Raw genomic sequence first — 24,324 nt, forward strand, 5'->3', positions numbered from 1 at the left:
CCGCAGTCAGGCCAACACATTCACCGAGCGCCGCATGCCTCAGTCCTTCGGCTACTACCAGCTTTCCACGAGCACCGCACAGGGCGGGACGATTCCTCTCGCGGCACAGTTCCAGCCGGGAGTGCCGCTCGACCCGGTCGCCGCCACTAACGCCTACCTCGCCACCCTCCCCGCCGACAAGCGAGCCGCTTCCGACGCCTACTTTGAAGGCGGCTACTGGATAGGCCTCTGGGACAGCCTCATCACGATCGCCATCATGGTCCTGCTGCTGCGCACCGGAATTTCGCGCGGCATGCGGAACCTCTCGGAGCGGCGGGCCCGGTGGAGACCGGTACAGACCTTTCTCTACTACGCGCAGTTCGTCGTCCTGACGACGCTGCTCGCCTTCCCCTTCACCGTTTACACGGGATTCATCCGCGAGCACCAGTATGATCTGTCCACCCAGAACCTCGGACAGTGGCTCGGCGATCAGGCCAAGGGGCTTCTGGTCGCCGTCATTCTCGGCGGGCTCGCGGTGACCGCACTCTACGGTGTCGTCCGGCGCTTTCCTCGCACGTGGACCGTCTGGGGCGCCGTGGTCGGCGTCATCCTCGCGACGATCGGGGCACTCATCGCACCGGTGTTCATCGTTCCCCTGTTCAACACGGTCACGCCTCTCACCGACGAACGCCTTCGCGAGCCGATACTGTCGCTGGCGCGCGCCAACGGCATAGAGGCGAACGACGTGTTCGTGGTTGACGCCTCGAAACAGTCGAAGCGCATCAGCGCGAACGTATCGGGTGTGTTCGGCACGATGCGCATCACGCTCAACGACAACCTGCTGAACCGTTCCACACCGGAGTCAGTAAGGGCGGTGGTCGGACACGAGATGGGACATTACGTGCTCAATCACGTGTACAAGTTCCTGATGTTCCTCAGCATCTTTATCGTGGTGATGTTCTCTTTCCTCCAATGGGCGTTCGGGCGCGCCGTTGGCCGATGGGGAGAGCGCTGGGGGGTGCGCGACATCGGCGATCCTGCTGGATTGCCGGTCGTGGTGGGGATCCTTGTCGTCTTTACTCTCGTCACGGGCCCGTTGCTGACGTCGTTCACCCGGGCCACGGAAGCCGAGGCGGACATGTTCGGTCTCAATGCCGCGCGCGAGCCGGACGGCTTCGCCCAGGCGGCGCTGCTATTGTCGGAGTACCGGAAGCTGGATCCGGGGCCAATAGAGGAGTTCATCTTCTTCGATCATCCCAGCGGCAGGACGCGCATCTACGCGTCAATGCGCTGGAAGGCGGAGCATCGCGCCGACTACACCTCGTCCCAGATTCTCCGGTGACGCGTCTCCGGCAGGACGAGTGACCCGACGATGAAAGTGAGAAGCGCTATCCCGATCGGGTACATCAGTCCAGCGTAGATGTTACCCGTGCGGGCGACGAGCGCTGTCGCGATCAATGGCAGGAACCCGCCGAACCACCCGTTGCCGAAGTGGTACGGCAGCGACATGGACGTGTAGCGGACTTTCGCCGGGAAGGACTCGACGAGGAACGCCGCAACAGGCCCGGTCACCATTGCCGCGAGGGCAATCATCACGACTATGATCGCGACGATCGCGGGAGCATTGACCGGCGAGGAGAACGATGTCATCGCGCGATAGAGCGCGTAGTACGATAGCGCCGACAACAGATTGCCGGCCATCATGATCCGCTTGCGACCGAACCGGTCGGAGAGCCGTCCGAAGATCACGAATGCCGGTGTGCCGATCACGACGGCGACCGCGACGATCGTGTACGCCTGCGAGGCGGGGATCTTGAGAACGGTCTGGAGAAAGAAGAGAGCGTAGAAGTGCGACGCGTAGTACGTGACCGCCTGCCCCGCCGTGACTCCAAACAGCACTTGCAGTACGACCTTCCATTTGGGCCACGTATCGAAGCTCTCGCGGATCGGCGAGACAGATGCATTGCCCGCCGCCTTGAGCTTCGCGAACAGTGGTGACTCACCGAGCTGCATCCGGATGTAGAACGACACCGCCACGAGCAGCAGCGACAGGAGAAACGGAATTCGCCATCCCCATTGAGCGAAGCTCGACTCGCCGAGCAATCTCGAGGTCACGAGGATCACAATCAGCGACGTGAACAGGCCGAGGCTCGCGGTGGTCTGAATGAAGCTCGTGTAGAATCCGCGGCGCGAGTCGGGAACATGCTCCGCGACGTACACCGCGGCTCCGCCGTACTCGCCACCGAGGGCGAGGCCCTGAAGCATCCGGAGAATGACGAGCATTACCGGCGCGGCCATGCCAATCCGGGAGTATCCTGGAAGAATGCCGATTGCCGCGGTCGCTCCGCCCATCACAAGAAGCGTGGTGAGAAACGCGAACTTTCTCCCCACGAGATCGCCGATGCGCCCGAAGAACAGCGCGCCGAGCGGCCGGACCGCGAAGCCAACTGCGAATGTCGCGAGCGTCTTGAGGAAGCTGGCAGTGGCGTTGCCCGGGGGATAAAACTGTGTGGAGAGGATCGTCGCGAGACTGCCGAAGATGAAGAAGTCGTACCATTCGATCATCGTACCAGCGGTGGATGCGGCGATCACCCGCCAGATTCCGCGGGGAGCCTTCTCGAGTTCCCTGGCGTTCGGCATGGCGCTTATCTTACGTCACGCCAGAGATTTCGGACAACCATTGACCGACAAACCGCTCATTTCGATTGACATCAACGCCGACCTCGGCGAGCACGACGGCGACGGATACGCAGCCGATGAGGCCATACTCGACGTCGTGTCGTCAGCGAGCATCGCGTGCGGTGCGCACGCAGGGTCGCTCGAGGTGATGCGCCGCACGGTAGTTGCCGCGAGCGAGCGAGGTGTGAGCATCGGCGCGCATCCCGGCTATCCCGATCGCGAGGGATTCGGACGGAGAGATCTCCAACTGGGGCCCGTCGAGATGGCCGCATCGATCGCGGCGCAGATCGAGCTCCTTTCGCGATGCTGCGATGAAGCCGGCGCGCGGCTCCGGTACGTGAAGCCCCACGGCGCCCTTTACAACCGCGCGGCGCGGGATGCGGAGCTCGCGAAGCTTCTCGCCGGTTGTGTCGCGCAGGTGAGCGAATCGCTCGTCGTCCTCACCCTGCCCGGCAGCGAGCTCGAGCGCGAGGCAACGGCACGCGGATTGGCGGTGGCGCGGGAAGCATTCATTGACAGGGCGTATCAGAGCGATGGCGCGCTCGTTCCGCGCGATCAGCAAGGAGCCGTCATCGAGGATCCCGGGATCGCGGCGGCTCGCGCGGTGGAGATCGTACTCGACGGGCGGGTCCGGGCGATGGACGGATCGGTCGTTGCGATTTCCGCCCAGTCGCTCTGCATGCATGGGGACAGCCGCAACGCTCTCGCGACTGTGCGCCTCGCAAGAAGCCGGCTCGAAGAATCAGGAATCCGCATTCTGCCGTTCGCTCGATGAGTGGGCCGCGCATCTCGCCACTTGGAGACTCGGCGATCACGGTCACGCTCGGCGAAGGGATCAGCGAGGAGCTGAGCGAGCGCGTCGTGGGTCAGGCCGATGCCATCTCCGCGGCGAGGATCGGCGGAGTCACCGACGTCGTGCCTTCGTACGCCGCGCTTGCCGTCTACTACAATCCGCTGACGATCGAATACGCTGATCTTCACCGCGAGATTCTCGCGGCCGTCGAGGCCATCGCGGTGCCGCCGGGCGAGAGTGCGTCCCGCCGGCGCGCCGAGCGGCTCCACCGAATCGCGGTGAGATACGACGGCGAGGATCTGGAGGAAGTCGCGCGGCTCGCGAAGCTGTCGGTCGAAGATGTAATTCGAATTCACACGGTGTCCGAGTACCGGGTGTTCGTCATCGGGTTCGTGCCGGGGTTCGCCTATCTCGGCCCTCTCGACAGCCGGCTCGCTCTGCCGCGTCGCGAGTCACCCCGCAAGCGCGTTCCCGAGGGCGCGGTCGCGATCGCCGAGCGACAGACCGGGATCTATCCGTCTGCGACTCCGGGCGGATGGCACCTTATCGGATCGACCGATCAGCGAATGTTCGATCCGGAGCGGGATCCGCCAGCATTGCTCGAGGCGGGCGACAGAGTGCGATTCGAGGTGGTGATGTGAGCACGTTCTCTCGTGATGAGAGCATCGCCACGCACGGATGGAGCACGTGATCCGCGTCAGGAAAGCGCCGGCGTACGCGACGGTGCAGGACACGGGTCGGCGGGGATTTCTCGCCAGCGGCGTGCCTCGGGCGGGAGCAATGGATCTGCCGGCGCTTACGACTCTCAACGTGCTGCTCGGGAACGACATGGGGGCTGCCGGAATCGAGTGGGCGCTCACCGGCGGCGAGCTCGAGTTCGGCGACGCTACGGTATTCGCCGTCGGCGGCGCCGAGGCGTCGGTCTCACTCGGCTCGACGCAGCTGGATGCGTATAGAGCATACGGCACCGCGGCCGGGGAGACTCTTTCGATAGATGCCATCACAGGCGGACGATTCGTGTACATCGTCTTTGCCGGGGGCATTGACTGCGGCGTGGTCATGACGAGCCGAAGCACATATGCGCCCGGGCGATTCGGCGGGCTCGAAGGTCGCCGTATCAAAGGAGGAGACGTGCTAACGGTCGGAACCAGCGGCGGGCGGAGGCGACGCCAGTTCAGCGACGCGTTACCAAATGAGCTTCGCCCTGTGCGCTCGCGCGAGGCGATTCGATTCGTACCGGCTGAAGGCGGTGACGCGGTGACGGTCGAGGGGCGCTACACCGTCTCGCACGCATCCGACCGCACAGGCTATAGACTGGTGGGCGAGCCTCGCGAGAACGGCGCGTCAATCACATCCGAGCCCGTGTGTCCAGGCGTGATCCAGCTTCCACCGGACGGCGAGCCGATCGTGCTGATGTCGGACGCCCCGACGATCGGCGGCTATCGCATCGCCGGCGCGGTAATCTCGGCAGATCTGGGCGCGCTGGCTCAGAGACTCCCGGGCGAAGCGATCTCGCTCGAGCCGGTCACTGTAGAACAGGCGCAGAAAGAACTGGAAGCACAGGCCGGGCTTCTGGCGCAGGTGAGAGAGTGGTGTCTCTGCGACTAGGGCGTCAGCTGCAGCATGATGGACACGACCTGATCCGCGATCGAGTCCCGGACCGATTCCGCGTAATGCAGCTCGTCGTTGGTGACGTGCAGCGTCGGGTCCTTCCATGTCCGTCCGTCATCGGTCGAGACTAACGCGGAGATGTCAACGAGGCGAATGCCCTTGGCCAGGGCAAGCGCGCGGATCTTCGAGTTCAGCTCTGGGATATTCGTGCTCTCGGACGGCTGACGCGGAGGAATGGTCGTGATCATGAGGCGGCTGGGCGACAATCCGCGGATGCTGGTCCAGTCGTCTATCATGATCGCGAGGTTGTTGCGGATCGCAGTCGTTGACACTCCCACTCCGATGTCGTTGGTCCCCATCGAGATGTATCCGAAGTCGGAGCTGCGCGGCTTGAACGCCTGGACGCGCTGGATCGCCCCATTCGGATAGAACGAGTTGATCGGCTCGCCGCCGCTCCACGGATAAGCATCGCCGAGCACCTCGCCGCGGAAGCGCGTGACGCCTCCTACCTGTTGGAGCGCATTGGGCGCGAAGAGAATGCTTGTCCCGGTTCCCGTCGAAGTGCCAGCGATGCCGTGATTGACCGCGCGGATGGTCGTCGTGCTATTGGCGCGCCATCTCGCCTCGATCTTCCCGGCGAGCTGCAGCGTGCTGTTCGGCGAGTTCGCGCCGAGCTTGATCGTCGGATTGGCGCTGGACACATACGAGCCGACCTTGGCCGACGGATCCGTGCCCTGGAACCCGAGGTCGGTGTTCGAATCCCCGAACGTCACGATCTGAACTTCAGCGGTTCCGAGAGCGACGAAGATCACCGGATCCCCGCTCAGTCCGGGAACTGACGCGAACAGCGAGTTGCCGCCGATGCCGAGAACCCAGCTTCCGATGGTGGCGATGCCCGACGCATTGGTTATCGAGGTCGCGCCGTTGATCGTCCCGCCTCCGCTCCGGATGCTGAACGTGACACTCACGCCCGCGACGCCAATGCCGTCCACAGTGGTCACCTTGACCGACGGCGGAATCGCAACGGGCTGGCCTGCAAAAGCGGTCTGACCGTCACCGGCGTTGATCGCGATCGCGCTGGGCGGTGGTGAGGCGGCGGTGGCGTTGAACGTCACTGGACTTCCGGACAGAGCTCCCGCCGAAGCCGTCAGTGAGTTTGGACCAAAGTCGGGGCCCAGCGTCCAGCTCCCGACCGCGGCGATGCCATCGCCGTTCGTCGTCGCCGTGGCGCCGGTGATGCTGCCGCCTCCGGAGGTGACGGCGAAGGTGACGGCGACACCAGGGACCGGAATGCCCGCAACATCGGTCACGATGACCGACGGCGGAGTCGAGACCGCGAACGATGGCCGCGCAGTCTGATTGTTGCCGGCGTACCCGGCGATCGTGCTTGGTACCGGCGCGACCGCTGTAGCGTTGAACGTGATCGGGCTGCCGGTGAGGCCGCTTGCGGTCGCGGTGAGCGATTGCGGGCCCGGTGTCGAACCCAGTTTCCAGCTTCCGACGGCCGCGATGCCCGATGCATCGCTCACTACCGTCGCTCCGGTGACACTACCGCTGCCGCTCGCCGGCGCGAACGTGACAGTGAATCCAGAGACGAAGTTGCCGTTTGCGTCTGTGATCCTGACCGATGGCGGCGTTCCGACGTTTCCGCCCGCGGTGCCAGTCTGATTGTTGCCGGCGAACGCGGTGACGGTGGTCGGCGGGCCCGCGCCGCCCACTGCCTGGAACGTCACCGACGCGCCGCTGATCGCGGGAGACGTCGCCGTCAGCGTGTTGGGTCCGGCAACGGTTCCAATCGTCCAGCTTCCCACTGTGGCGATGCCCGACGCATTGGTCGTAGTGGTCGCGCCGGTGATCGTCCCGCCGCCCGTCGAGACCACAAATGTCACGGCGACATTCGCGATCGGATTGTCTCCGGCGTCCGTGACCTTTACCGATGGAGCGACGGGCGCCGTTGCACCAGCCGTGACCGACTGATTGTTGCCGGCGAACGCAAGGATCTTCGATGGTGGCCCCGGAACGACGGAGATTGTCGCCGTGCCCGACTTGCCCTCGGACGACGCCGTCACCGTCACCGACCCGAGGACCTTCGCGGTCGCAACTCCAGTCTCGGCATCCACGGAAAGAACCGCGGGGTTGGAGCTGCTCCAGAAGACCGGTCGCGTGAGCGTCGTTCCCTCGTTGTCCTTGACTGTCGCGCTGAGCTGACGCGTGGTGACGACCGCCATCGCCGAGAGATCGCCGCCGATGGTGACGGTTTCGACCCTGGGCTGCATCATCGCCGCGTACGTGCTGAAGTGCGACACGGCGCCCGTAACGGTTTTCGCGGTGAGATTGGCCGAGCTTCCGGGAACGACGCGCCACGATGATCCGTTGGCCTCGTACAGCTGCAGTCCGTTCTCGGGGCTGTCGGAAGCGACGTTGGCCGTATCGTATTTGATGGTCAGCGTGATGGGCTGCGAGAACGTCGCGCCATTCGGGCCGAAGTCGAAAGCCGTGCCCGGCATGAGGCGCGGATTCGGCGGGGCGTTGGCCGCGGGCTCGACGGTGATGTTCGTCGTCTGCGACACCGCGCCGGCTGGCACGGCGACGGCAACCGCTCCGCTCAGGACGGAGAACGAAGTCCCTGCCGGCGAGACGACCGCGCCGTTCTTCACCTTCACATCCACGGTGGCCGCGTGCCCTTCAACCGTTGCCGTGATCGTGGCCGTTCCGAGCGCCACGCCAGTCACGAGACCTGCGGCGACCGTGACCCTGGTCGAGTCCGAGCTCGACCACGTCGCGAGCCGGTCGGTGAGCGCGTTGCCCGTCGCGTCCTTCGGCACGACGGTGAGCATCTGCGTTCCACCAGGAACGACTTCGACGGCCTGCGACACCACGATCTGCACCGTGACGACAGGCACCGGCGGCGCTGTCCCTTCGCCGCAGGCCCAACCAAACGCCGCGACCAGCGCCGCCCCGCGAAGCAACGTCTCCCGGGTCAACTTCAGCCGGACTCCCCGCGCGGCAGCCGCGATCAAAGCCTCGGAGCGACTTCCGCGCGAGCGAACACGCGCCGATTGCGAATCGGCGGCTTCACCTCGAGGATTGAAGTCGTTCGGTGGATTTGACATGGCAGCTATCCATTCTAATGATTGGCACTTGGCCAAACAACGCCCTTGACGCCGGCCGTAGTGGGTCAGTTTCGAGTTGGCAGGATGGAGGCGAGCCGCCCTGCGTGCCACGGAGAATGGAGGCCCTCAGCACCGCACTATGCGTGGTCCCGCAGTTCCCCCAACAACCGTTTTCCTCCGTGTGCTTCGTGTCTTCGTGGCAAGTGCAGAGACATGGCTAAACTGACCCACTACCGAATCGGCTTTGTCGTGTGGCGCATCGCGAAGCTGATCGAGAAGCCGGCGCCCCCCGCTGTCGCCGTGAGAAGATGCCAGTACTGCCAGATGGAAGTGGACGCCGCCGCGACGCGTTGCCCGCACTGCACAAGCCAGCTTTGACATTGTGGAGGAGATGGCCCGTCGCTCGCGGACGAGCTACTCCGTTGACAGGAGCTGAAGCAGCCCGGGCCACTCGATGTTCCCGCCGCTCAGCACTGCCACCGTCGCTCCGGACGGCTTCACCGCGCCTGTGAGCAAAGCCGCAGCTGTAATCGCGCCGCTGGGCTCGACGACAATCTTGAGACGGTCCAGCAAATGGCGCATCGCCGCGGGGAGCGGCGCATCGTCCACCAGCACCACGTCGTCAATGTACGCCTGATGATGCAGGAACGGTCGTCCGCCGATCTCGGTCGCCTGCAGCCCGTCCGCCAGGCCGCCGGTCGCTTCGAGCCTTACCGGCGCCCCTTTCTGCCGCGCGCGATACAGCTTCGGCGCGCTGACGGGTTCGACCCCGATCACCTTCACGCCGGGCAGAAGGAGCTTGATCGCCGTTGCCACGCCCGCGCTGAGTCCACCACCTCCGACGGGAACGAGCACCGTATCCACGTCGGGCATGTCTTCGGCGATTTCGAGACCGACCGTTCCCTGCCCGGCGATTATCGTCAAATCGTCGTAAGGATGAACGAGCGTCATCCCCTCCTCATCGCAGATCTCGCGCGCTTTCTCCGCCCGGTCCTGAGTCGTCGTGCCGGACAGCACGATCCGCGCGCCGAGACGTTCCGCACCGGCGCGCTTGGCGGCGGTCACGTTCGTCGGCATCACGACGACAGCCGGAACGCCAAACAGTTTCGCCGCCATCGCAACACCCTGACCGTGGTTGCCCGACGACGGAGCGACCACCCCGCGCGCTCGTACGTCGGCGGGCAGCGAATGCAGATAGTTGTAGGCGCCGCGAAACTTGAACGCACCGGCGCGCTGTAGACCTTCCGGCTTGTACCATACGGGAGCGCCGAGGCGGTCGCTGAGGACGTCGTCGTAGAGCAGCGGAGTGCGAATGGCGACCGGCGCCAGAACTTCGGCGGCGCGCTTCAGATCGCGCAGCGTGACGAGCGGTGAATCAACTGCCTGCGATGTCATTGTTTCCCCTGATTTCTATCTGAGTGCCAGACGCAACGCCGTGGAGAAGGAGATGAATCGCCAGCAACACGCCGCCCTCGCTCTCGAACTCGGCGTATGTGCCGCCTTCCGCCAATTGTGCGACACGCGGCGCAAAATAGCCACTCGACGCACCAGCGCCGCTCGCGTGACCGTCGCTTGACAGCCTTCCCGGGTTTCGGTTAGCTATCACGCATGAGCCATAATGACACTCCTCGAAAGAGCGCTTCCGTCACAGCGGCGGGAACGCGCGGCAGCCCGGTGTCGGCGTTTCTGCGCCATCATTACCGTCACTTCAACGCCGCGACGCTGATTGACGCCGCCGATGCCTACTCCGCGCATCTCGACGGCGGCGGCAAGATGATGATGACCATCGCCGGCGCGATGTCCACCGCCGAGCTCGGCATCTCGCTCGCGGAGATGATCCGCCAGGGACGTATTCAGGCGATCACATGTACGGGAGCGAATCTCGAGGAGGACATCTTCAACCTCGTCGCTCACGATCATTACGAGCGCGTGCCGCACTACCGCGACCTGACACCGCGTGACGAGCAGGATCTGCTCGATCGCCACATGAACCGCGTGACCGATACCTGCATCCCCGAGATGGAGGCGATGCGGCGCATCGAGAAGGCGGTGCTCGACGAGTGGATCGCCGCCGACAAGCGCGGCGGGCGTCTCTTTCCGCACGAGTTCATGTACCGCATCCTGAAGAACGGCTCGCTCGAAGGCAGCTATCAGATAGATCCGAAGAATTCGTGGATGATCGCCGCAGCCGAAAAGAACCTCCCGATGTTCGTTCCGGGGTGGGAGGACTCGACGCTCGGCAACATGTACGCTGGCCACTGCATTTCCGGCGACGTCAAGAACGTCCACACCGTCCGGACGGGAATCGAGTACATGATAGTGCTCGCGGACTGGTACACGAACAACTCCACCGACGGCACCGTCGGCTTCTTCCAGATCGGCGGCGGCATCGCCGGCGATTTCCCCATCTGCGTGGTGCCCATGCTGCACCAGGATCTGCAGCGCAACAATGTTCCGGTGTGGGGATACTTCTGTCAGATCTCCGATTCTACGACGAGCTACGGATCCTACTCGGGCGCCGTGCCGAACGAGAAGATCACGTGGGGCAAGCTGGCGATGGACACGCCGAAGTTCGTCATCGAGAGCGACGCGAGCATCGTCGCGCCGCTCATGTTCGCACTGATTCTGGGCTGGTAGCCGGACGTCTCAGTTTCAGAAGCTGGACCCCCAGCGGACAACGTCAACGTCGGCCCGGATCTGACGGCCCCCCGACGGGGTGCTTTCTACCACGACGCTTCCCGCCGCGCCGTCCGTCGTGCGCAGGTTGTCGCCACCAAGTGCCGAGGGACGGAAGCTGACCTGCGCCATCATCGGCGGCGTGTTGTCGAGGATCTCGAAGCGGAGCGGATAGGTGCCGACATCCAGCGGCTTGCCGAGATTGTTGCCCGAGAAGAGGATGATCAGATCGCCATCGCCTCCGTCAGTTGCAACCCAGCAGCCGAAGCCGTGATAGCTCTTGTCGGGAATCGTCCCGATGAACTTGCTCGGCACGTCGCCGCGGATCTGGCCTATGGACGAGTAGGTCTTGGCCATGACCGTCACCGCGCAGCTGTTGTTCTCGGTGACTGTCGCGGTGAGGCGGTAGGTCGGAGGAGCATCAGGCGCTGCCGTGTCCTTCATCGTGCAGGCGGACGCGGCGAGAATTGCGGCTGACGCGGCAAGAAGCGGATGTCTCATCGAAATCGGAGTGAAGGGTACTGTCTCTGATGACGCTCTCCGAGGGGAATGGTAACGCGGACCGGACCCTTTGGGCACGCTTGGACTTCTCGAACGCCCCGCCTGAGATCGACCGAGCGGATCAGACCGCCGGCGCACGGATCAGCCGGCGATGCGGCCGACAAGGCGCAACAGGCCGTCGAGTATCGTAAGCGGGTGCGGTGGACACCCCGGTATCCACAAATCCACCGGAATCGATGGGGGAATCCCGACGATCGCGGAGCTTCCTCGAAACGGTCCTCCGCTCACGGCACAGGCCCCAACAGCGACGACGATTCGCGGATCCGGGACGGCGGCGTAGGATCGCTCGAGCGCTTCGACCATGTTCGAGTTCACAACTCCGGTGATTACAATTCCGTCCGCATGGCGCGGAGACGCGACAAATTGCACGCCGAAGCGCGCCATGTCGAAAACGACGTTCGAGAGCGCGACCATTTCCGACTCACAGCCATTGCAACTCCCGGCGACGACGGAGCGCAGTCGAAGCGACCTGCCGAGGATTTGGCGCATTTTCTTATCGAGAGCGCGCGCGAGCTCCACTTCGCCGGTCGCAGTGACCAATCCCTCGCGCGCGCTCGTCGCCATCCGAAAGTCCCGCGTGTAGATCGTCCGGCATCCGTGGCTTTCGGACGCCTCCTCCGGCGAAAACAAACACGTTCCGAGATCGATCACGGGAAGACCCCGCGGTCCCTTGCGGGCCGCCCCGGATGGGACTTGCGCGCAGAACTCATCCACGCGCGCGGCATTTCCCACGCAGCCGACATTCGGGCGCCCTCTGAACCGCTCAGGGAATGGCGTGTCCTCTGTGGGAAAGGGCGAGGTCTGTCCACGCTGCTCGACCCATGTTCGCAGGAACTCAAACACCGACGCCTCCGGTTCGCGACGCCGGGGCTTCACCTTGGCGCCGACCGTGGCGATGGTCGGGACGGTCAGAGATCATGGCCGGCATATGACAGGTTGAAGCTCTTATTGCAGAGCGGAAAGTCAGAGATCTGGTTTCCGGGCATCGCCATGGCGAGCGCCCCCCAGTTGTGAAACGATGGGTCGGTCACCTTGTGGCGACGGACGCCACCACGATCATCTGTGAGAAGCACGTGGGCGACTTCCCCACGCCACCCTTCTTCGAGCGAGACGACCAGTTCGCCGGGAGCAAGCGCGGCACACGGCGACCGAAGCTCACCCTTCGGCAATGCACGCACCTGCTCCGCGACGAAGTCCAGTGAGCGCTGAATCTCCAGCCACCGAACGAGCGCGCGCGCGTAGACGTCGCCCGCCCAGGCTCTCGCCACCGGAATCTGCGCGAAGCGGAACACCCCGTACGGATGATCGTGTCGCACGTCGAGCGCGACGTCGCAGCTTCGCGCGACCAGGCCGACATACCCGCGCGCGATGCAAACGTCCTTCGTGACCACGCCCACACCTTCCAGGCGTGACTGCACGGATGCGGCTCCGAAAAACTGGCCAGCCACCTGGCGCAGGTCCTGGCCGAGCCGCCGGACACGCCGCCCGATCTCTTCACCCATCTCGTCCGGAATGTCAAACGTCACCCCACCCGGCCGAATGAGTCCGCGCCCGTAACGGTTGCCCGAGATCGTCATGAGCAGGTTCAGGCACTCCCCGCGCATTCTGCCGAAGTATGCAGCTGCAGGCTGGTATGCCACGTCGCCAGAGATCGCACCGAGATCCCCGATGTGATTCGCGAGCCGCTCCAACTCCAACGCGATGCCACGAATCGTTTGAGCGCGAGGACTCTTGCGGCTCCTGGCGAGCGCCTCGATTGCACCACAGTACGCACTGGCGTGCGCAATGACCGAGTCGCCAGCGATCGACTCGGCGACGTAGATCGCGCGTGCCCGGTCCAACGTCTCCAGAAGACGTTCCACTCCCCGGTGCTGATATCCCAACATGATCTCGAGTGAGAGAACCTCCTCGCCATGCGCCTGCATTCGGAAATGTCCAGGTTCGATGATGCCTGCGTGGACCGGTCCGACGGCCACTTCGTGGACCTCGTCTCCGGCGATCGTGGAGAACCGATATTCGGCGTGGCTACGCTCCTCGATGCGCCACGACGAAGGCGCGTGGTCGGCAGGATGGCGGCGCAGCGGCTTCAACGCGGGGTGCCCTTCGGGCGCTGCTGCACATTGCTCCGCGATCTCGCGTTCGAAAAGCGCCGCCTGGCGACAAGCGGCTCCCAGCGCGGGATAGTGTTGCCCGACGATCGCGCTCAGGACGGCGAGCTGCCCGCTCTCGTCGTGCGCCAACACGGCGATGAGCCGCAATCGGTCCTCGGCTTCGGGGACGCCAAACAGGGACACGAGGCGCCATTGATCACCGATCGCCGTCGAGATCACGGTGGCGACTTCCGTCACTGGCAGCGTTGGAACGTCGGCGAGTCGGACGCTTCGCCGATTGCCGATTCGCGCACCAGGCAGGATCGTCACGGCCTCATCCCGCCCAGCGATGCAGCGGCACGACCGATCGCTGCGCGCAACGGGGCCGGGATGTACAAGCCGAGCAGAAGTACGATGCTCGCGAGAATCACCGGTCCCACCACGAATGAGGGTCGCTCCGCGCCGGACGACGACTCGTCAGCCGCGCCGGCGGGTTCACCATAGACGATGTCGATTATCATCCCCGCGATTCCCACAAAGATGATCGTGAGCATCAACACCGTCGCGGCGGCGACCCACGGATGATGCTCACGCACGGCGCCGGTGATGATCGAGAACTCGCTGATAAAGAGTCCGAATGGCGGCGATCCGGTGACCGCGAACAGGCCGATCACCAACAGCCACGCCGACACAGGACGCACGCGCAGCATGCCATGCATGTCGGCCACGACGGACGTCCCGGCGGCAAGCACCAGGTTCCCGACGGCCAGAAACAGCATGCCCTTGACGAGTCCGTTGTTGATCAGGTGAAGCACTGAGCCATACGCCCCTGCTCCACCGATCCCCAGACCGAGCACGAGAAGCCCCATGTGCTCGACGCTTGAATACGCGAGCAGTCGCTTGACGTCGGCCTGGCCGATGATGAACGCCGCGGCGACGAGCAGTGAGAAGAGGCCGGACGCGATCAGGAGTGGCCGCACAAAGTCCTGGAGACCGGCGGCCATCGCGACCTGAGTGAAACGCGCCAGACCCAGAAAGGCGCAGCTCGTGAGTGCCCCCGCCATCAGGCCGCCGACGAGACTCGGCGCCTCGCCGTACGTATCGGGTTTCCAGGTATGGAGCGGAGCGAGTCCCATCTTGGTACCGAACCCGGCCAGCGCGAACACGAAGGATGCTCGCAACCACCACGGGTCCAGGCGGCTGGCGCCGCCAATCAGGTCCGGCAGCAGAAGCGCTCGCGAGCCGCCATCTACAGGCTGAGCTGTCGCCAGTAGAAACACCGCGAGCAGTGCGAGTGCTATTCCGACGGACGAGAGCACGAGGTACTTCCACACTGCTTCGAGCGAGCGCCGGTCGTGGCGCGCATAGATCAGCGGCGCAATGGCGAGCGTTGTGGATTCCATCCCAACCCACAGCAGCGCCAAATGTTGACTTAGGGCGACCAGCGATGTGGCGGACAGGAACGCCAGGAGGCAGCTCACGAAGGCGCGCCCGCCGCGTGGAGTCTGGTCGCGGAGGTAGCCCACCGCGTAGTACGCCACGACGAGGAAAAGCACGCTCACGGTGCTGAGAACGACGAGGCCCAGTTCGTCGGCCATTAACCAGCCGCCAGGCGCCCGGTCCGCCTGATGCACCCATAGCAGGCCGACGGCGCCGGTGTGTAGTGTCGCGATCGTGAGCAGCAACGCCGAGCGCGCTCGAGCCCCCTGAACCACATAGGCGAGCGCGCCGGCTGCGAGGGGGACCACCACAATCAGAAGTTCTATCAGCACATCCCTCTCATGATTCGCGCAGCTCGGTCAGATTCACCGCGGAGATCGAGTCAAACTCGCGGTTGATGTGGAACACGACGATGCCCATGATGAACACGCCGACGAAGACATCGAGCAGGACCCCCGCCTCGACCAGAAAAGGGACTCGGCGGGCGAGAGTGAGACCGAAGATGTAAACACCGTTCTCGAGCATCATGTAGCCGACCACCTGGATCACTGCCTTTGCGCGCGTGATGAGTATGACCATACCGATCATCACGGTCACGAGTGCCACAGGCACAACGAGGCTGCCGCGCGCCGAAACCGGCATCGTACTCGCGACGGCGAACGCCGCGCCAAGTGCAGCGGCGCCGAGAAGCATCGAACCCATGTAAGGCACGAGGGGCTCGACCTCACGCCGAATCGCGGCCTCCCGGATAGCCCAGCGAAGAAACCCGGGGAGCAGTATCGCTTTGACGATCACCGTGCCAATCGCGAGCGCGACCACATGCGTCGTGAGCTCGCCCTCCGTGACCAATGGAAGAAGTCCCAGAATCGCGCCCTGGAACGCGATCCAGCGAATGCAGGCGCTCAGGCGAGACGTGCCCAACACAGCGAAATCAGTCAGTACCACCAGGAGGAGCAGCAGCTGCAGCGACGAGTGCGTCACGCCGGGTTCCAGAGCACGAGGATGAGGCTGAACAGCGCGAGCGATGAGGCGCCGGCGAGGTACAACGGTACCTTCGGCAGCCGCAGTCGTGCCATCGTCGCCTCGACGATGCCGATACCGACTCCAACTGCGAGCAGCCCGCCCCCGAGCACGGCGACCGAGCCCGCGGCTGACAGATTCGCGCGAGGCACGAGCACGCTGACAACCATCGCGCCGAGAACAGCGAGCTTCAGCGCGCTTCCATACAGAATCAGCGCGAGGTCCGGGCCGCTGTGATCGAGAACCATCACTTCGTGCACCATGGTCAGCTCGAGGTGTGTGGCCGGATCGTCCACCGGCACGCGGGCACATTCCGCGAGCAGCAACGCGAACAGGCAGGCGCTGATCATTACGAGTGCCGGAGCGTTTGCTGCCCAATGGCGCGCGAAAGGCACGCCCAGCATTCCAGACAGAGACAGCTCGTGCGTCACCACGCCAAGTGTCCCGAACGACAGGAACAGGCCGACTTCAACGAGGCTCGCGAAAGTGACCTCCCGGCTCGCGCCCATTCCCTCGAAGCTCGACCCGGTATCGAGCGCTGCCAGCACAAGAAAAAAGCGGCCAAGGCCGAGCACGTACGCAAACGCCACCCAATCGCCGCTGAATCGGATGAGTGACACACGGCCATCCAGCGGGACGACCGTCGCCGCCAGAAGGGTCGTCGCCACCACCAGGACGGGCGCCAACCGGAAGATCCACGTCGTCGTTTCGCTGAACACCGCACCGCGCCGAACGAGCTTCCAGAGATCGAAGTACAGTTGCAGTGCCGGCGCTCCCTGGCGACCGGTAAGCGCCGACTTCGTCCGCGTCGCCACGCCAGCAACAGCAGGAGCGAGAAGCAATACCAGGATGAAGGCAAACGCCGCGGACGTCGTGATGTTCACTCGGCGCTCACGGCGCAACAACCAGATAGGTGAGAAACGCCAGAACGGCGGCGACGACGTAAAGCAAATAAAAGTGCAACCGTCCATCCTGAATCGGACGCAGCCGAAGAGCTGATCTCCGCACGCGCGCCCACAATGGCGCGACAACGCGGTCGAGAATGAGATCGCGTGGCATGCTGTGGAACACGGTTGCACCACGATGTTCCTGCACGCCCGTCAGAGGTCCGAATACAGAGAGCAGCGGCGCGGCGAACGACGATGCCGTATACTGCATTCGCGACGTCGTCGCTCCGTATCCGCAGCTCCAGGTGGCATCCAGCCGCACCGATCTGCGACGCAGCACGAACCGTCTTCCAGCCCAGATCACCACAACGACGAGTAAAAGACCCGTAGCAAAGACGGCGACGCTTTGCGCGGCGGGCGATACCTCAGCCCAGGCTGCGGCCGCTTGACTTTGGGGCTGGCCGCCGATTGTCGCCCCAATGAAGAGAAACGGCCGGACGATCAATGCTGGCAGTAGCCCGATGGCGACACATATCGCAGCCAGCGCAAGCTGCGGGAGGAGAAACGCCGGGCCGACCTCGCGTGCCGCAAGCGGCCGGTCGCTCCTGGGGCGGCCGAGAAACACTACGCCGGCGGCCTTTGCGAAGCAGGCCAAGGCCAGACCACCAGCGAGCGCCAGTACCGGAGCGCCGAGCAGCGCGATCCGCAGCGCGCCCGGCGAATACCCGGCACGAAAGAGCCCCTGGTAGACAAGCCACTCGCTTACGAAGCCGTTCAGCGGTGGCACGCCGATTATTGCGATGGAGCCGATCAGGAACGCCGCAAAGGTAATGGGCATGCGACGTGCGATGCCTCCGAGCTCCTCCATGTTGCGAGTGCCCGTCATTCGGTACACGGCGCCTGCACTCATGAACAGGAGCGCCTTGAAGAGCGCGTGGTTCACCGTGTGGAGGACGGCAGCGCCATATCCAAGAATTGCCAGGATGGGGTGCCCGTATGCAGTCCCCAGCGCGCCGAGTCCCATGCCGATCAGGATGATGCCGATGTTTTCGACGCTGTGATACGCGAGAAGACGCTTGATGTCGTGCTGCGCGAGCGCCCACAGCACTCCAAGCACGGCAGACAAAGCGCCCAGCAAGAGGACGGTCCACGCCCACCACGCGGGCGGCGGACCCGCAAGCATCACGACGCGAAGCAAGCCGTAGATACCCGTCTTGATGACGATACCCGACATGACCGCCGAAACGTGTGAGGGAGAGGCGGCGTGGGCGGAAGGCAACCAGAAATGCAGTGGCACAAAACCGGCCTTCACTCCAAAGCCCGCGAGCGCCAGAAGGAAGAGCGGTCCCCCGCCCCACATCAGCGTCGGTCGGGTAGCAGCAAGCGACGCGAACGACCAATCGGCCGTTCCTCGCGACCAGACCGCGAACATCACGAACAGCAAAAGCGTGCCGGTGTGGGTCGCGACGATGTAGATGAACCCTGCACGGCGCACCTGCGGCTGGTGATGGTCCGTCATGATGAGCAGGAACGAACTGATCGCCATCATCTCCCACGCGCAGAGGAACAACATCACACTCTGCGCGGTGACTACGAGCGCGAGAACGACGACGAGCACGGCGTATGTCGTGTTTGCCTGTCGTGAAACGCTTGTGTTCGCACCGGCGCGCATGTCGGCAGCACCGTATACGGCATTGGCGGCCCCGACGACCAATACCGCGAGCAGAAACACGGCCGAAAGCGGGTCGATGCCGATCACCCAGTCGCCCCCCGGAAGGCCCGAAGGCCAGCGCGTGGCCAGGCTGGTCGCGCCGCCGAGCACGCGAAAGGCAGGAACCGAAGCCAGGCTCGCCCCCGCGACAACGAACGTCGCGAATACTCGATCGCGCATCGCATCGCCGCGGACCACAAGGGCGGTGACAACGGCGGCCACGAGCATTCCGAGTCCGGCGAAGAACAGAATCACGCCAGGGGCACCACTTTGAAGGATCCCGTGTTGCGGGTGCTTTCGACCAGCGCGACACGATCGAGGATCTCGTCGGCCGGTGCGCGATCTCGCAGCAGACCGCGGAGAGTATCGTCCCGGAGCGCAAATCCGAGTCGTGCGAGAATCGCCAGGTGCGCCGGCACCGTCGGGCTGACGACCATGAATAGCGCGTGCACGGGCCTGCCATCCATAGATCCGAATTCGATCGCGTGGCGGAGCAACCCGAGTGTAACGAACGGCTGTTCGACCTGCAGAACGATCGGGTTTCGCACGTGGGGAATCGCGATTCCGTCGCCGATGCCAGTGGAGCCCATGGCTTCACGCGCCTCGAGCACACTCAACAGGAATGCACGATCCTGCTCCGGCGCCAGCGGCAACCGTTCGACGAATTCGCCGAGCACCTCGGCCTTTGTGTTTCCTCCAATGTCGCTGAAGATTCCACCAGCGCGCAGGAGCTCGCTCAGCAATGGGACGGGGTCCGGCGAGCCCCGAGCCTGATCGAGCAGTTGCCGGGAAACCGGGACGCCATTTTCGACCGCCCACTCCCATAGCTCGACGGCATTCATGTAGATCTGTTCATTCGCGTGGTGGGCGGGGAGCGCGCGCTGACTGATCCAACGCCTGATCGTAGCTTCGTTCACACCGAGATGGCGGGCGGCCTCACGAACTGTCAGCTGCATTCGGTCTCGGGCGACGGCGTCGAAACTCCGATCTCCTCAAGCGCACTCAGTTCCCTGCCGGTCATTTCGCCCAGCCCTCGGTTGTAGCGGTGGTGTTCAGATGCGGTTTGCCCATATCCGCACTGTGCGAATCACCGTCCCTGGGATGCACGCGGCGCGAATGTCCTTCTGCATCGTCGCAACGCGAGACGTTCGCGCCAACAATAGCACACTCTGTCGTCCGCTGCGAACTGCGCCGGCGAATGCGTTGTTGCGACAGGTCAACGCTCGCGACCAGCGCACGGAGTACCCAGACCAACCGATGGGGCGATCGGGGCGCGGCGTCTCGGCGATGCCATCAATGGCCGATCCGAGCGGTCATGCCAGGCGCCAAAACACTTTGCGTGGGGGATGGCATCAATGATGCCCCGGTCATGATGGCCGCCACGGTCGGTGTGGCGGCCGCCCTTTTTTCCCAAAGGTGATTCATGATCTCTGACGGCACCTTGACCCAGACCCCACATCCCTTTGACGCGGCGCGCACGTCGAAATGGAACGACGCGGTGGATGTATGACGTTGGACCGTCAGCTCGTGTTGCTGTTTGTTCTCCCGATTCCGATTGCGTCCATCGCGTGGACCGTGACGCACGAAGATCTGTTTCGCGAGCCTCGCGACTGGTGCGCTGCGAAAAGCAAATCGTGCCAGCGCCTATACTCGCGCAAATTGTTCTACCTGTTCACGTGCGAGTATTGCTTCAGTCACTACGTCACCGCCTTCTTCCTGTTCATCACCCGTTACAAGCTGCTGTTCGATGACTGGCGAGGCTATCTCATCGCCGGTTTCTCGCTGGTATGGCTGGCCAACGTCTACATGAGCTTCTTTGGCAGGTTGCGTCTGGAGATTCGGGAAGATCGGATGGAAATCGCAGCAGCAGAGTCGAGAGAACGCACTGAAGTCAGGAATGCGCAGAACGACCCTGAGAATCTGGGTGGCCCTGCGCCGTGACGATCAACGGCGGCGACGAGGGGACCCGTTCGCGCCGCCTTTCTGATTTCGCTGACCGCCTCATTCACGCGCTTGATCGCGAGCCGCGATCCGCGCCAACCGAACGCATTGCGGCGAAACCGCAACCTGAATGCCCACGCGTGCGCGCCCTGAGGTCTCGGGCGCGAGGCGGAGGTTCGCTTCACAGGGACTTCTTCAGCGCGCGCCCTCATCTTCCTGACGTACCGCCAGATCGTTGACACAGGCCTGACGCAGCGGTCCCAGTTCCTGCTCGACCGCGTCGCGCGTCTTGTCGTCGAGTTCCGACCCAGGCGTCATGCCCTTCAGATGGGCTCGGGCCCGATCAATGTTGGTGATGATATCGTGCAGCCGTTCGTTGGGAACGTCAGAAGGCATACACCGCTTCCGCCTCTGCGCTCGGACGCACGTGAGGCCGCAGGCGGTCGCGTCGCGCAACATCGACGTCTCGTCCCACGATCTCTTCGAGGTCGGCCGCTATTCCCGCGTACGCGAAGAAGTTGTCGGCGACATCCGGCGTGAGGTCCACGAACAGGTCCACATCGCTATCGGCTCGGTTCTCCGCTCGCACCACCGAACCGAACACCGCGACGTGGACAACGCCCCGCTCTCGAAGTTCGACCTCGTGGGCGCGGAGTCTCGTGAGAATGTTCGTGAGCAGCGACATAGGGTGTTAACCTACTGCGTCCGCGGTTCGCCTACAATCAGCCGAACGGCGGCGAGCGGCGAAGAGCAGGCCCCACCGACGCGCCCTCGTGGCTTCCGATGTGCTTCCTACAAACAAAACGCCCAGCGATCATTTCGCTGGGCGTTCTTTCTAACATTATACAAATCAGCCACTTACTCTATCGGGACGGCGGGATTTGAACCCGCGGCCCCCTGAACCCCATTCAGGTGCGCTACCGGGCTGCGCCACGTCCCGCTACGCGGTGGTCTGCGAAGCAAAGCGCAATCTACCCCTGCACCACCCCCTAATCAACTCGCGACCGGCAATGCCTCGCCACTCGCCAAGCAGACCTCCTCGCCGCATTGTAATTTCCTGCTTCACTGGACCCCTATCGCACCGCGCAAGTGGCCGACTCACGTCTCTCCACAACATCCACGCAGGACCTCCGGGATCTCGGCTTCGGCTCCGTCGTCGGCGGAGCCAACGAGAAGCGGCTGCTCAACCGCGACGGATCGTTCAACCCGCGGCGCGAAGGACTGCGCTTCCTGGCGGGACGCAGCGCGTACCACTTCTTCCTCAACATCTCCTGGAAGAAATTCTTCGCCACCGTCGCAGGCGGATACTTCCTCGCCAACGTCATCTTCGCACTGGCGTACCTCGCCTGCGGGCCGAACGCGATCGAAGGACAGGACCCGAGGTTTTTCGGAGGAGAGTTCGGCCGCGCATTCTTCTTCAGCGTCGAAACGATCGGCACGATCGGATACGGGAACATCTACCCCACAGGTGTTGCGGCCAACCTGATCGTCACGATCGAGTCGCTCACCGGCCTCCTCATGCTCGCCCTCGGCACGGGAATCCTCTTCGCCCGATTCTCGCGCCCCACGGCGGCGATCGTGTTCAGCGAGCGCGCTGTCGTAACTGGATACCGCGACCAGACGGGCTTCATGTTCCGACTTACCAACGCCCGCAAAAATCAGCTCATCGAGCTCGAGGCGAAGGTGCTCTTCAGCAGGATGGACGGCGCGTCACGACGGTACGACCAGCTCACGCTCGAGCGCACCCGCCTCGTCTTCTTCCCGCTCAGCTGGACAATCGTCCACCCGATCAACGAGAAGAGCCCGATGTGGGGCCTCACCGATACTGACCTCGCGGACACAGACGCCGAGTTCCTCGTGCTCCTCTCGGGCATAGATGAGACCTTCTCGCAGATGGTGCACGCGCGCACATCCTACAAGCCGCACGAGATCGTGTTCGGCGAGCGCTTCGTCAACATCTACAAGCCGGTGCGCGCCGACGGCACAGTCGCCATTGACGTGCGCAAGCTGGGCCACACGGAACCGGCCCCCGAGGAATGGTCCGCGACACGCACCTGGCACGACACGGGACACTTCAGGGGGTATGCGCCCCCGCGCCCGGGACCGCCGAAGAGCTAGACCGCGTCGGGTGGATGCACCACTGCCTGTGTGTCAGTCATCGCCTGTAAAGTACATAAAGCGAAACGCCGATCAGGAGGACTCCGAAAACCTGGCGCAGGCGGCGTTGCGGAACCCTCTTGCTGAGAAGCGTCCCCGTCATGCTTCCGACTGCCGCGACCGCCGTGAACCACGCCACGAGAGACCAGTCCACGGGCACTGTGCCCGCGTAGCCGAGGAATCCGCTCAGGGCGTTCATCGCGATCACGAGCAGTGACGTCCCGATGGCGAGGCGCATCGGAAGTTTCGCGACGAGCACCAGCGCCGGGACGATGAGAAATCCGCCGCCGACGCCGATCAGTCCGGTGAGGAGTCCGACACCGATTCCCTGGAGCGCGAGCAGGACGTAAGTGCGCCGGTCGCCGCTGAACTCATAGTCCACAATTTCCGGCGTGGCGGATTTTCGAAAAGTCCCGCGAAGCATCATCACAGATCCGGCGAGGCCGACAACCGCGAACAATACGAGCTGCGCCTCCCCGGGGACGTGCTTCGCCAGCCGCGCGCCGGCATATGCGGCAATCACAGCGAACGGCCCGAACACCATCGCGACTTTCGACACGACAGTCCGCTGCCTCACATGCGACAGGAACCCAATGAAAGCGACCAGCCCCACTACGCAGAGGCTGGTCGCAATCGCCGGTTTGACCGGCACATGAAGCCCGTATATCAGGATCGGCACCGTGAGCACCGACCCACCCCCGCCGAGCAGGCCGAGGACGAACCCGACGAGGAGCGCGAGCCCCGCGCCGAGCGCGGTCATTGGCTACGATCCCGTCTTAAATGCGAAGCTGAAGTTTCCGGTGAGCCCATTGCCTGCTGTATCCTTGGCCGCAGTTGTCACCGTTGCCGTGTAGCTAGTAGTCGCAGAGAGAGTCCCGCTGGGCGTGAGTGTCGCAGTCCTCGTCGCAGAATCGTACACAACACTCCCTGGAACAGCGGCACCACCGGTAAATGCAAGACTGAAAGCTGTGTTAACGGTTGATGCGTTCATGTCTTCGCTGAACGTCACAGTAATCGTCGTATCCCTCGGTACATTTATTGAGTCCGTCGGCGTCCGGGCGATCACGGTCGGCGCTATCAAGTCGGTCACAGTCGTAAACGTGGACGTCGATGTCGCCGCCAGCGCGTTCCCCGCCACGTCCTTCACTCCCGTCGTCACGGTGATCGTGTAGCTCGTGTTGTTCGCCAGATCCGCCGTCGGGTCGAGAGTAGCCGTGTTCGTCGCAGAGTTGTACGTCACCGTGCCGGCTATCGGAGATCCACCCGCGGTCGGCGTGAGGGTAATGTTCGTTGAGTTGATCGTCGTGGCATTCATCGGCTCGCTGAATGTCACCGTCACGTTCGTATTGATGGCGATGCCGGTGGCGCCGTTGGTCGGCGTCCGCGCGACGATCGTCGGAGCTGCGGTATCACCGGTCGAGAACGCGAACTGGAATGGCGCCGCCAGCGCGTTCCCCGCGGCGTCCTTCACTCCGGTGGAAACGGTGACGGAATAGCCGGTGCTTTGCGCGAGCGGTGAAGCAGGCGTAAACGTCGCCACGCGTGTCGTCGTGTTGTAGGCGACCGTTCCGGTCACCGCAGTGCCCGAAGATGTCACGCGAACGGTGATGTTCGTCGCGGAGACGGTGGTTGCGTCCATCGCCTCGCTGAACGTGATGTTCACCGT

Annotated in this window: 23 protein-coding genes and 1 tRNA gene; 8 read left to right on the plus strand and 16 right to left on the minus strand. The window is 63.8% G+C overall.

What is annotated here, in order from left to right; all coding sequences use genetic code 11:
- Positions 1–34: 34 nt before the first annotated feature.
- A complete protein-coding gene (locus Q7S20_00170) occupies positions 35–1,321 on the plus strand; it encodes a M48 family metallopeptidase (GenBank protein ID MDO8500240.1) in 1,287 nt (428 codons plus the stop codon).
- On the opposite strand, the gene Q7S20_00175 is transcribed toward Q7S20_00170, so the two are convergent.
- Positions 1,294–2,619 carry an MFS transporter gene (locus Q7S20_00175; GenBank protein ID MDO8500241.1) on the minus strand — a complete coding sequence of 442 codons (1,326 nt, stop codon included), beginning with the start codon at positions 2,617–2,619 and terminating at the stop codon, positions 1,294–1,296. The genes Q7S20_00170 and Q7S20_00175 overlap by 28 nt on opposite strands.
- A gap of 40 nt (positions 2,620–2,659) precedes the next feature.
- On the opposite strand from Q7S20_00175, the gene Q7S20_00180 reads away from it, so the two are divergent.
- From Q7S20_00180 to Q7S20_00190, 3 genes are read left to right on the plus strand one after another with little or no spacing between them, the layout of a single operon-like run.
- Positions 2,660–3,433, plus strand: coding sequence for a 5-oxoprolinase subunit PxpA (locus Q7S20_00180; GenBank protein ID MDO8500242.1), 774 nt, complete (start codon positions 2,660–2,662; stop codon positions 3,431–3,433).
- Positions 3,430–4,092 (plus strand): 5-oxoprolinase subunit PxpB, encoded by a 663-nt coding sequence (gene pxpB, locus Q7S20_00185; protein ID MDO8500243.1) that lies wholly within the window; start codon positions 3,430–3,432, stop codon positions 4,090–4,092. The genes Q7S20_00180 and pxpB overlap by 4 nt, the downstream gene beginning before the upstream one ends.
- A 46-nt stretch (positions 4,093–4,138) precedes the next feature.
- On the plus strand, positions 4,139–5,059 hold the full coding sequence (locus tag Q7S20_00190; GenBank protein ID MDO8500244.1) for a biotin-dependent carboxyltransferase family protein: 921 nt from the start codon (positions 4,139–4,141) through the stop codon (positions 5,057–5,059).
- On the opposite strand, the gene Q7S20_00195 is transcribed toward Q7S20_00190, so the two are convergent.
- Positions 5,056–8,175 carry an Ig-like domain-containing protein gene (locus Q7S20_00195; protein ID MDO8500245.1) on the minus strand — a complete coding sequence of 1,040 codons (3,120 nt, stop codon included), beginning with the start codon at positions 8,173–8,175 and terminating at the stop codon, positions 5,056–5,058. The genes Q7S20_00190 and Q7S20_00195 overlap by 4 nt on opposite strands.
- Positions 8,176–8,388: 213 nt before the next feature.
- Between Q7S20_00195 and Q7S20_00200 the strand changes: the two genes are divergently transcribed.
- Positions 8,389–8,553 (plus strand): hypothetical protein, encoded by a 165-nt coding sequence (locus tag Q7S20_00200; GenBank protein ID MDO8500246.1) that lies wholly within the window; start codon positions 8,389–8,391, stop codon positions 8,551–8,553.
- 36 nt (positions 8,554–8,589) lie between these two features.
- On the opposite strand, the gene Q7S20_00205 is transcribed toward Q7S20_00200, so the two are convergent.
- Positions 8,590–9,570: a threonine/serine dehydratase gene (locus tag Q7S20_00205; protein ID MDO8500247.1), complete on the minus strand. Its 981-nt coding sequence runs from the start codon at positions 9,568–9,570 to the stop codon at positions 8,590–8,592.
- Between the two features lie 213 nt (positions 9,571–9,783).
- On the opposite strand from Q7S20_00205, the gene Q7S20_00210 reads away from it, so the two are divergent.
- Positions 9,784–10,812 (plus strand): deoxyhypusine synthase family protein, encoded by a 1,029-nt coding sequence (locus Q7S20_00210; GenBank protein ID MDO8500248.1) that lies wholly within the window; start codon positions 9,784–9,786, stop codon positions 10,810–10,812.
- Positions 10,813–10,827: 15 nt separating this feature from the next.
- Here Q7S20_00210 and Q7S20_00215 read toward each other — a convergent pair whose 3' ends face one another.
- From Q7S20_00215 to Q7S20_00250, 8 genes are all read right to left on the minus strand, one after another.
- Positions 10,828–11,352 carry a hypothetical protein gene (locus tag Q7S20_00215; protein MDO8500249.1) on the minus strand — a complete coding sequence of 175 codons (525 nt, stop codon included), beginning with the start codon at positions 11,350–11,352 and terminating at the stop codon, positions 10,828–10,830.
- Positions 11,353–11,493: 141 nt separating this feature from the next.
- Positions 11,494–11,976, minus strand: a complete 483-nt coding sequence (gene nuoB / locus Q7S20_00220; protein MDO8500250.1) for an NADH-quinone oxidoreductase subunit NuoB — start codon at positions 11,974–11,976, stop codon at positions 11,494–11,496.
- 344 nt (positions 11,977–12,320) lie between these two features.
- Positions 12,321–13,832 carry a hypothetical protein gene (locus tag Q7S20_00225; GenBank protein ID MDO8500251.1) on the minus strand — a complete coding sequence of 504 codons (1,512 nt, stop codon included), beginning with the start codon at positions 13,830–13,832 and terminating at the stop codon, positions 12,321–12,323.
- Positions 13,829–15,274, minus strand: a complete 1,446-nt coding sequence (locus Q7S20_00230) for a proton-conducting transporter membrane subunit (protein MDO8500252.1) — start codon at positions 15,272–15,274, stop codon at positions 13,829–13,831. Before Q7S20_00230 ends, Q7S20_00225 begins: the two co-directional genes overlap by 4 nt.
- Before the next feature lie 7 nt (positions 15,275–15,281).
- Entirely contained in the window at positions 15,282–15,923 is a 642-nt protein-coding gene (locus Q7S20_00235) for a hypothetical protein (GenBank protein ID MDO8500253.1), read from the minus strand.
- Entirely contained in the window at positions 15,920–16,846 is a 927-nt protein-coding gene (locus tag Q7S20_00240) for an NADH-quinone oxidoreductase subunit H (protein MDO8500254.1), read from the minus strand. Before Q7S20_00240 ends, Q7S20_00235 begins: the two co-directional genes overlap by 4 nt.
- A gap of 7 nt (positions 16,847–16,853) precedes the next feature.
- Positions 16,854–18,815, minus strand: a complete 1,962-nt coding sequence (locus tag Q7S20_00245) for a proton-conducting transporter membrane subunit (protein ID MDO8500255.1) — start codon at positions 18,813–18,815, stop codon at positions 16,854–16,856.
- The gene (locus Q7S20_00250) at positions 18,812–19,516 is read right to left on the minus strand and encodes a PTS sugar transporter subunit IIA (protein ID MDO8500256.1); all 705 of its coding nucleotides are present in this window, start codon (positions 19,514–19,516) and stop codon (positions 18,812–18,814) included. The genes Q7S20_00245 and Q7S20_00250 overlap by 4 nt, the downstream gene beginning before the upstream one ends.
- A gap of 550 nt (positions 19,517–20,066) precedes the next feature.
- On the opposite strand from Q7S20_00250, the gene Q7S20_00255 reads away from it, so the two are divergent.
- A complete protein-coding gene (locus Q7S20_00255) occupies positions 20,067–20,501 on the plus strand; it encodes a hypothetical protein (GenBank protein MDO8500257.1) in 435 nt (144 codons plus the stop codon).
- A 195-nt stretch (positions 20,502–20,696) separates the two neighbouring features.
- On the opposite strand, the gene Q7S20_00260 is transcribed toward Q7S20_00255, so the two are convergent.
- From Q7S20_00260 to Q7S20_00270, 3 genes are all read right to left on the minus strand, one after another.
- A complete protein-coding gene (locus Q7S20_00260) occupies positions 20,697–20,897 on the minus strand; it encodes a hypothetical protein (protein ID MDO8500258.1) in 201 nt (66 codons plus the stop codon).
- Positions 20,887–21,186, minus strand: coding sequence for a nucleotidyltransferase domain-containing protein (locus Q7S20_00265; protein ID MDO8500259.1), 300 nt, complete (start codon positions 21,184–21,186; stop codon positions 20,887–20,889). The genes Q7S20_00260 and Q7S20_00265 overlap by 11 nt, the downstream gene beginning before the upstream one ends.
- 181 nt (positions 21,187–21,367) lie before the next feature.
- Positions 21,368–21,441, minus strand: a tRNA-Pro gene (locus Q7S20_00270).
- Between the two features lie 149 nt (positions 21,442–21,590).
- Between Q7S20_00270 and Q7S20_00275 the strand changes: the two genes are divergently transcribed.
- Positions 21,591–22,619 carry an ion channel gene (locus Q7S20_00275; GenBank protein MDO8500260.1) on the plus strand — a complete coding sequence of 343 codons (1,029 nt, stop codon included), beginning with the start codon at positions 21,591–21,593 and terminating at the stop codon, positions 22,617–22,619.
- A gap of 37 nt (positions 22,620–22,656) precedes the next feature.
- On the opposite strand, the gene Q7S20_00280 is transcribed toward Q7S20_00275, so the two are convergent.
- Both Q7S20_00280 and Q7S20_00285 read right to left on the minus strand, forming a co-directional pair.
- Positions 22,657–23,418: a sulfite exporter TauE/SafE family protein gene (locus Q7S20_00280; protein MDO8500261.1), complete on the minus strand. Its 762-nt coding sequence runs from the start codon at positions 23,416–23,418 to the stop codon at positions 22,657–22,659.
- Between the two features lie 3 nt (positions 23,419–23,421).
- The coding region (locus Q7S20_00285; GenBank protein MDO8500262.1) for an Ig-like domain-containing protein at positions 23,422–24,324 on the minus strand (903 nt) is incomplete at its 5' end.

The sequence above is a fragment of the Gemmatimonadaceae bacterium genome, from assembly GCA_030647905.1.
Taxonomy (GTDB): Bacteria; Gemmatimonadota; Gemmatimonadetes; order Gemmatimonadales; family Gemmatimonadaceae; genus UBA4720.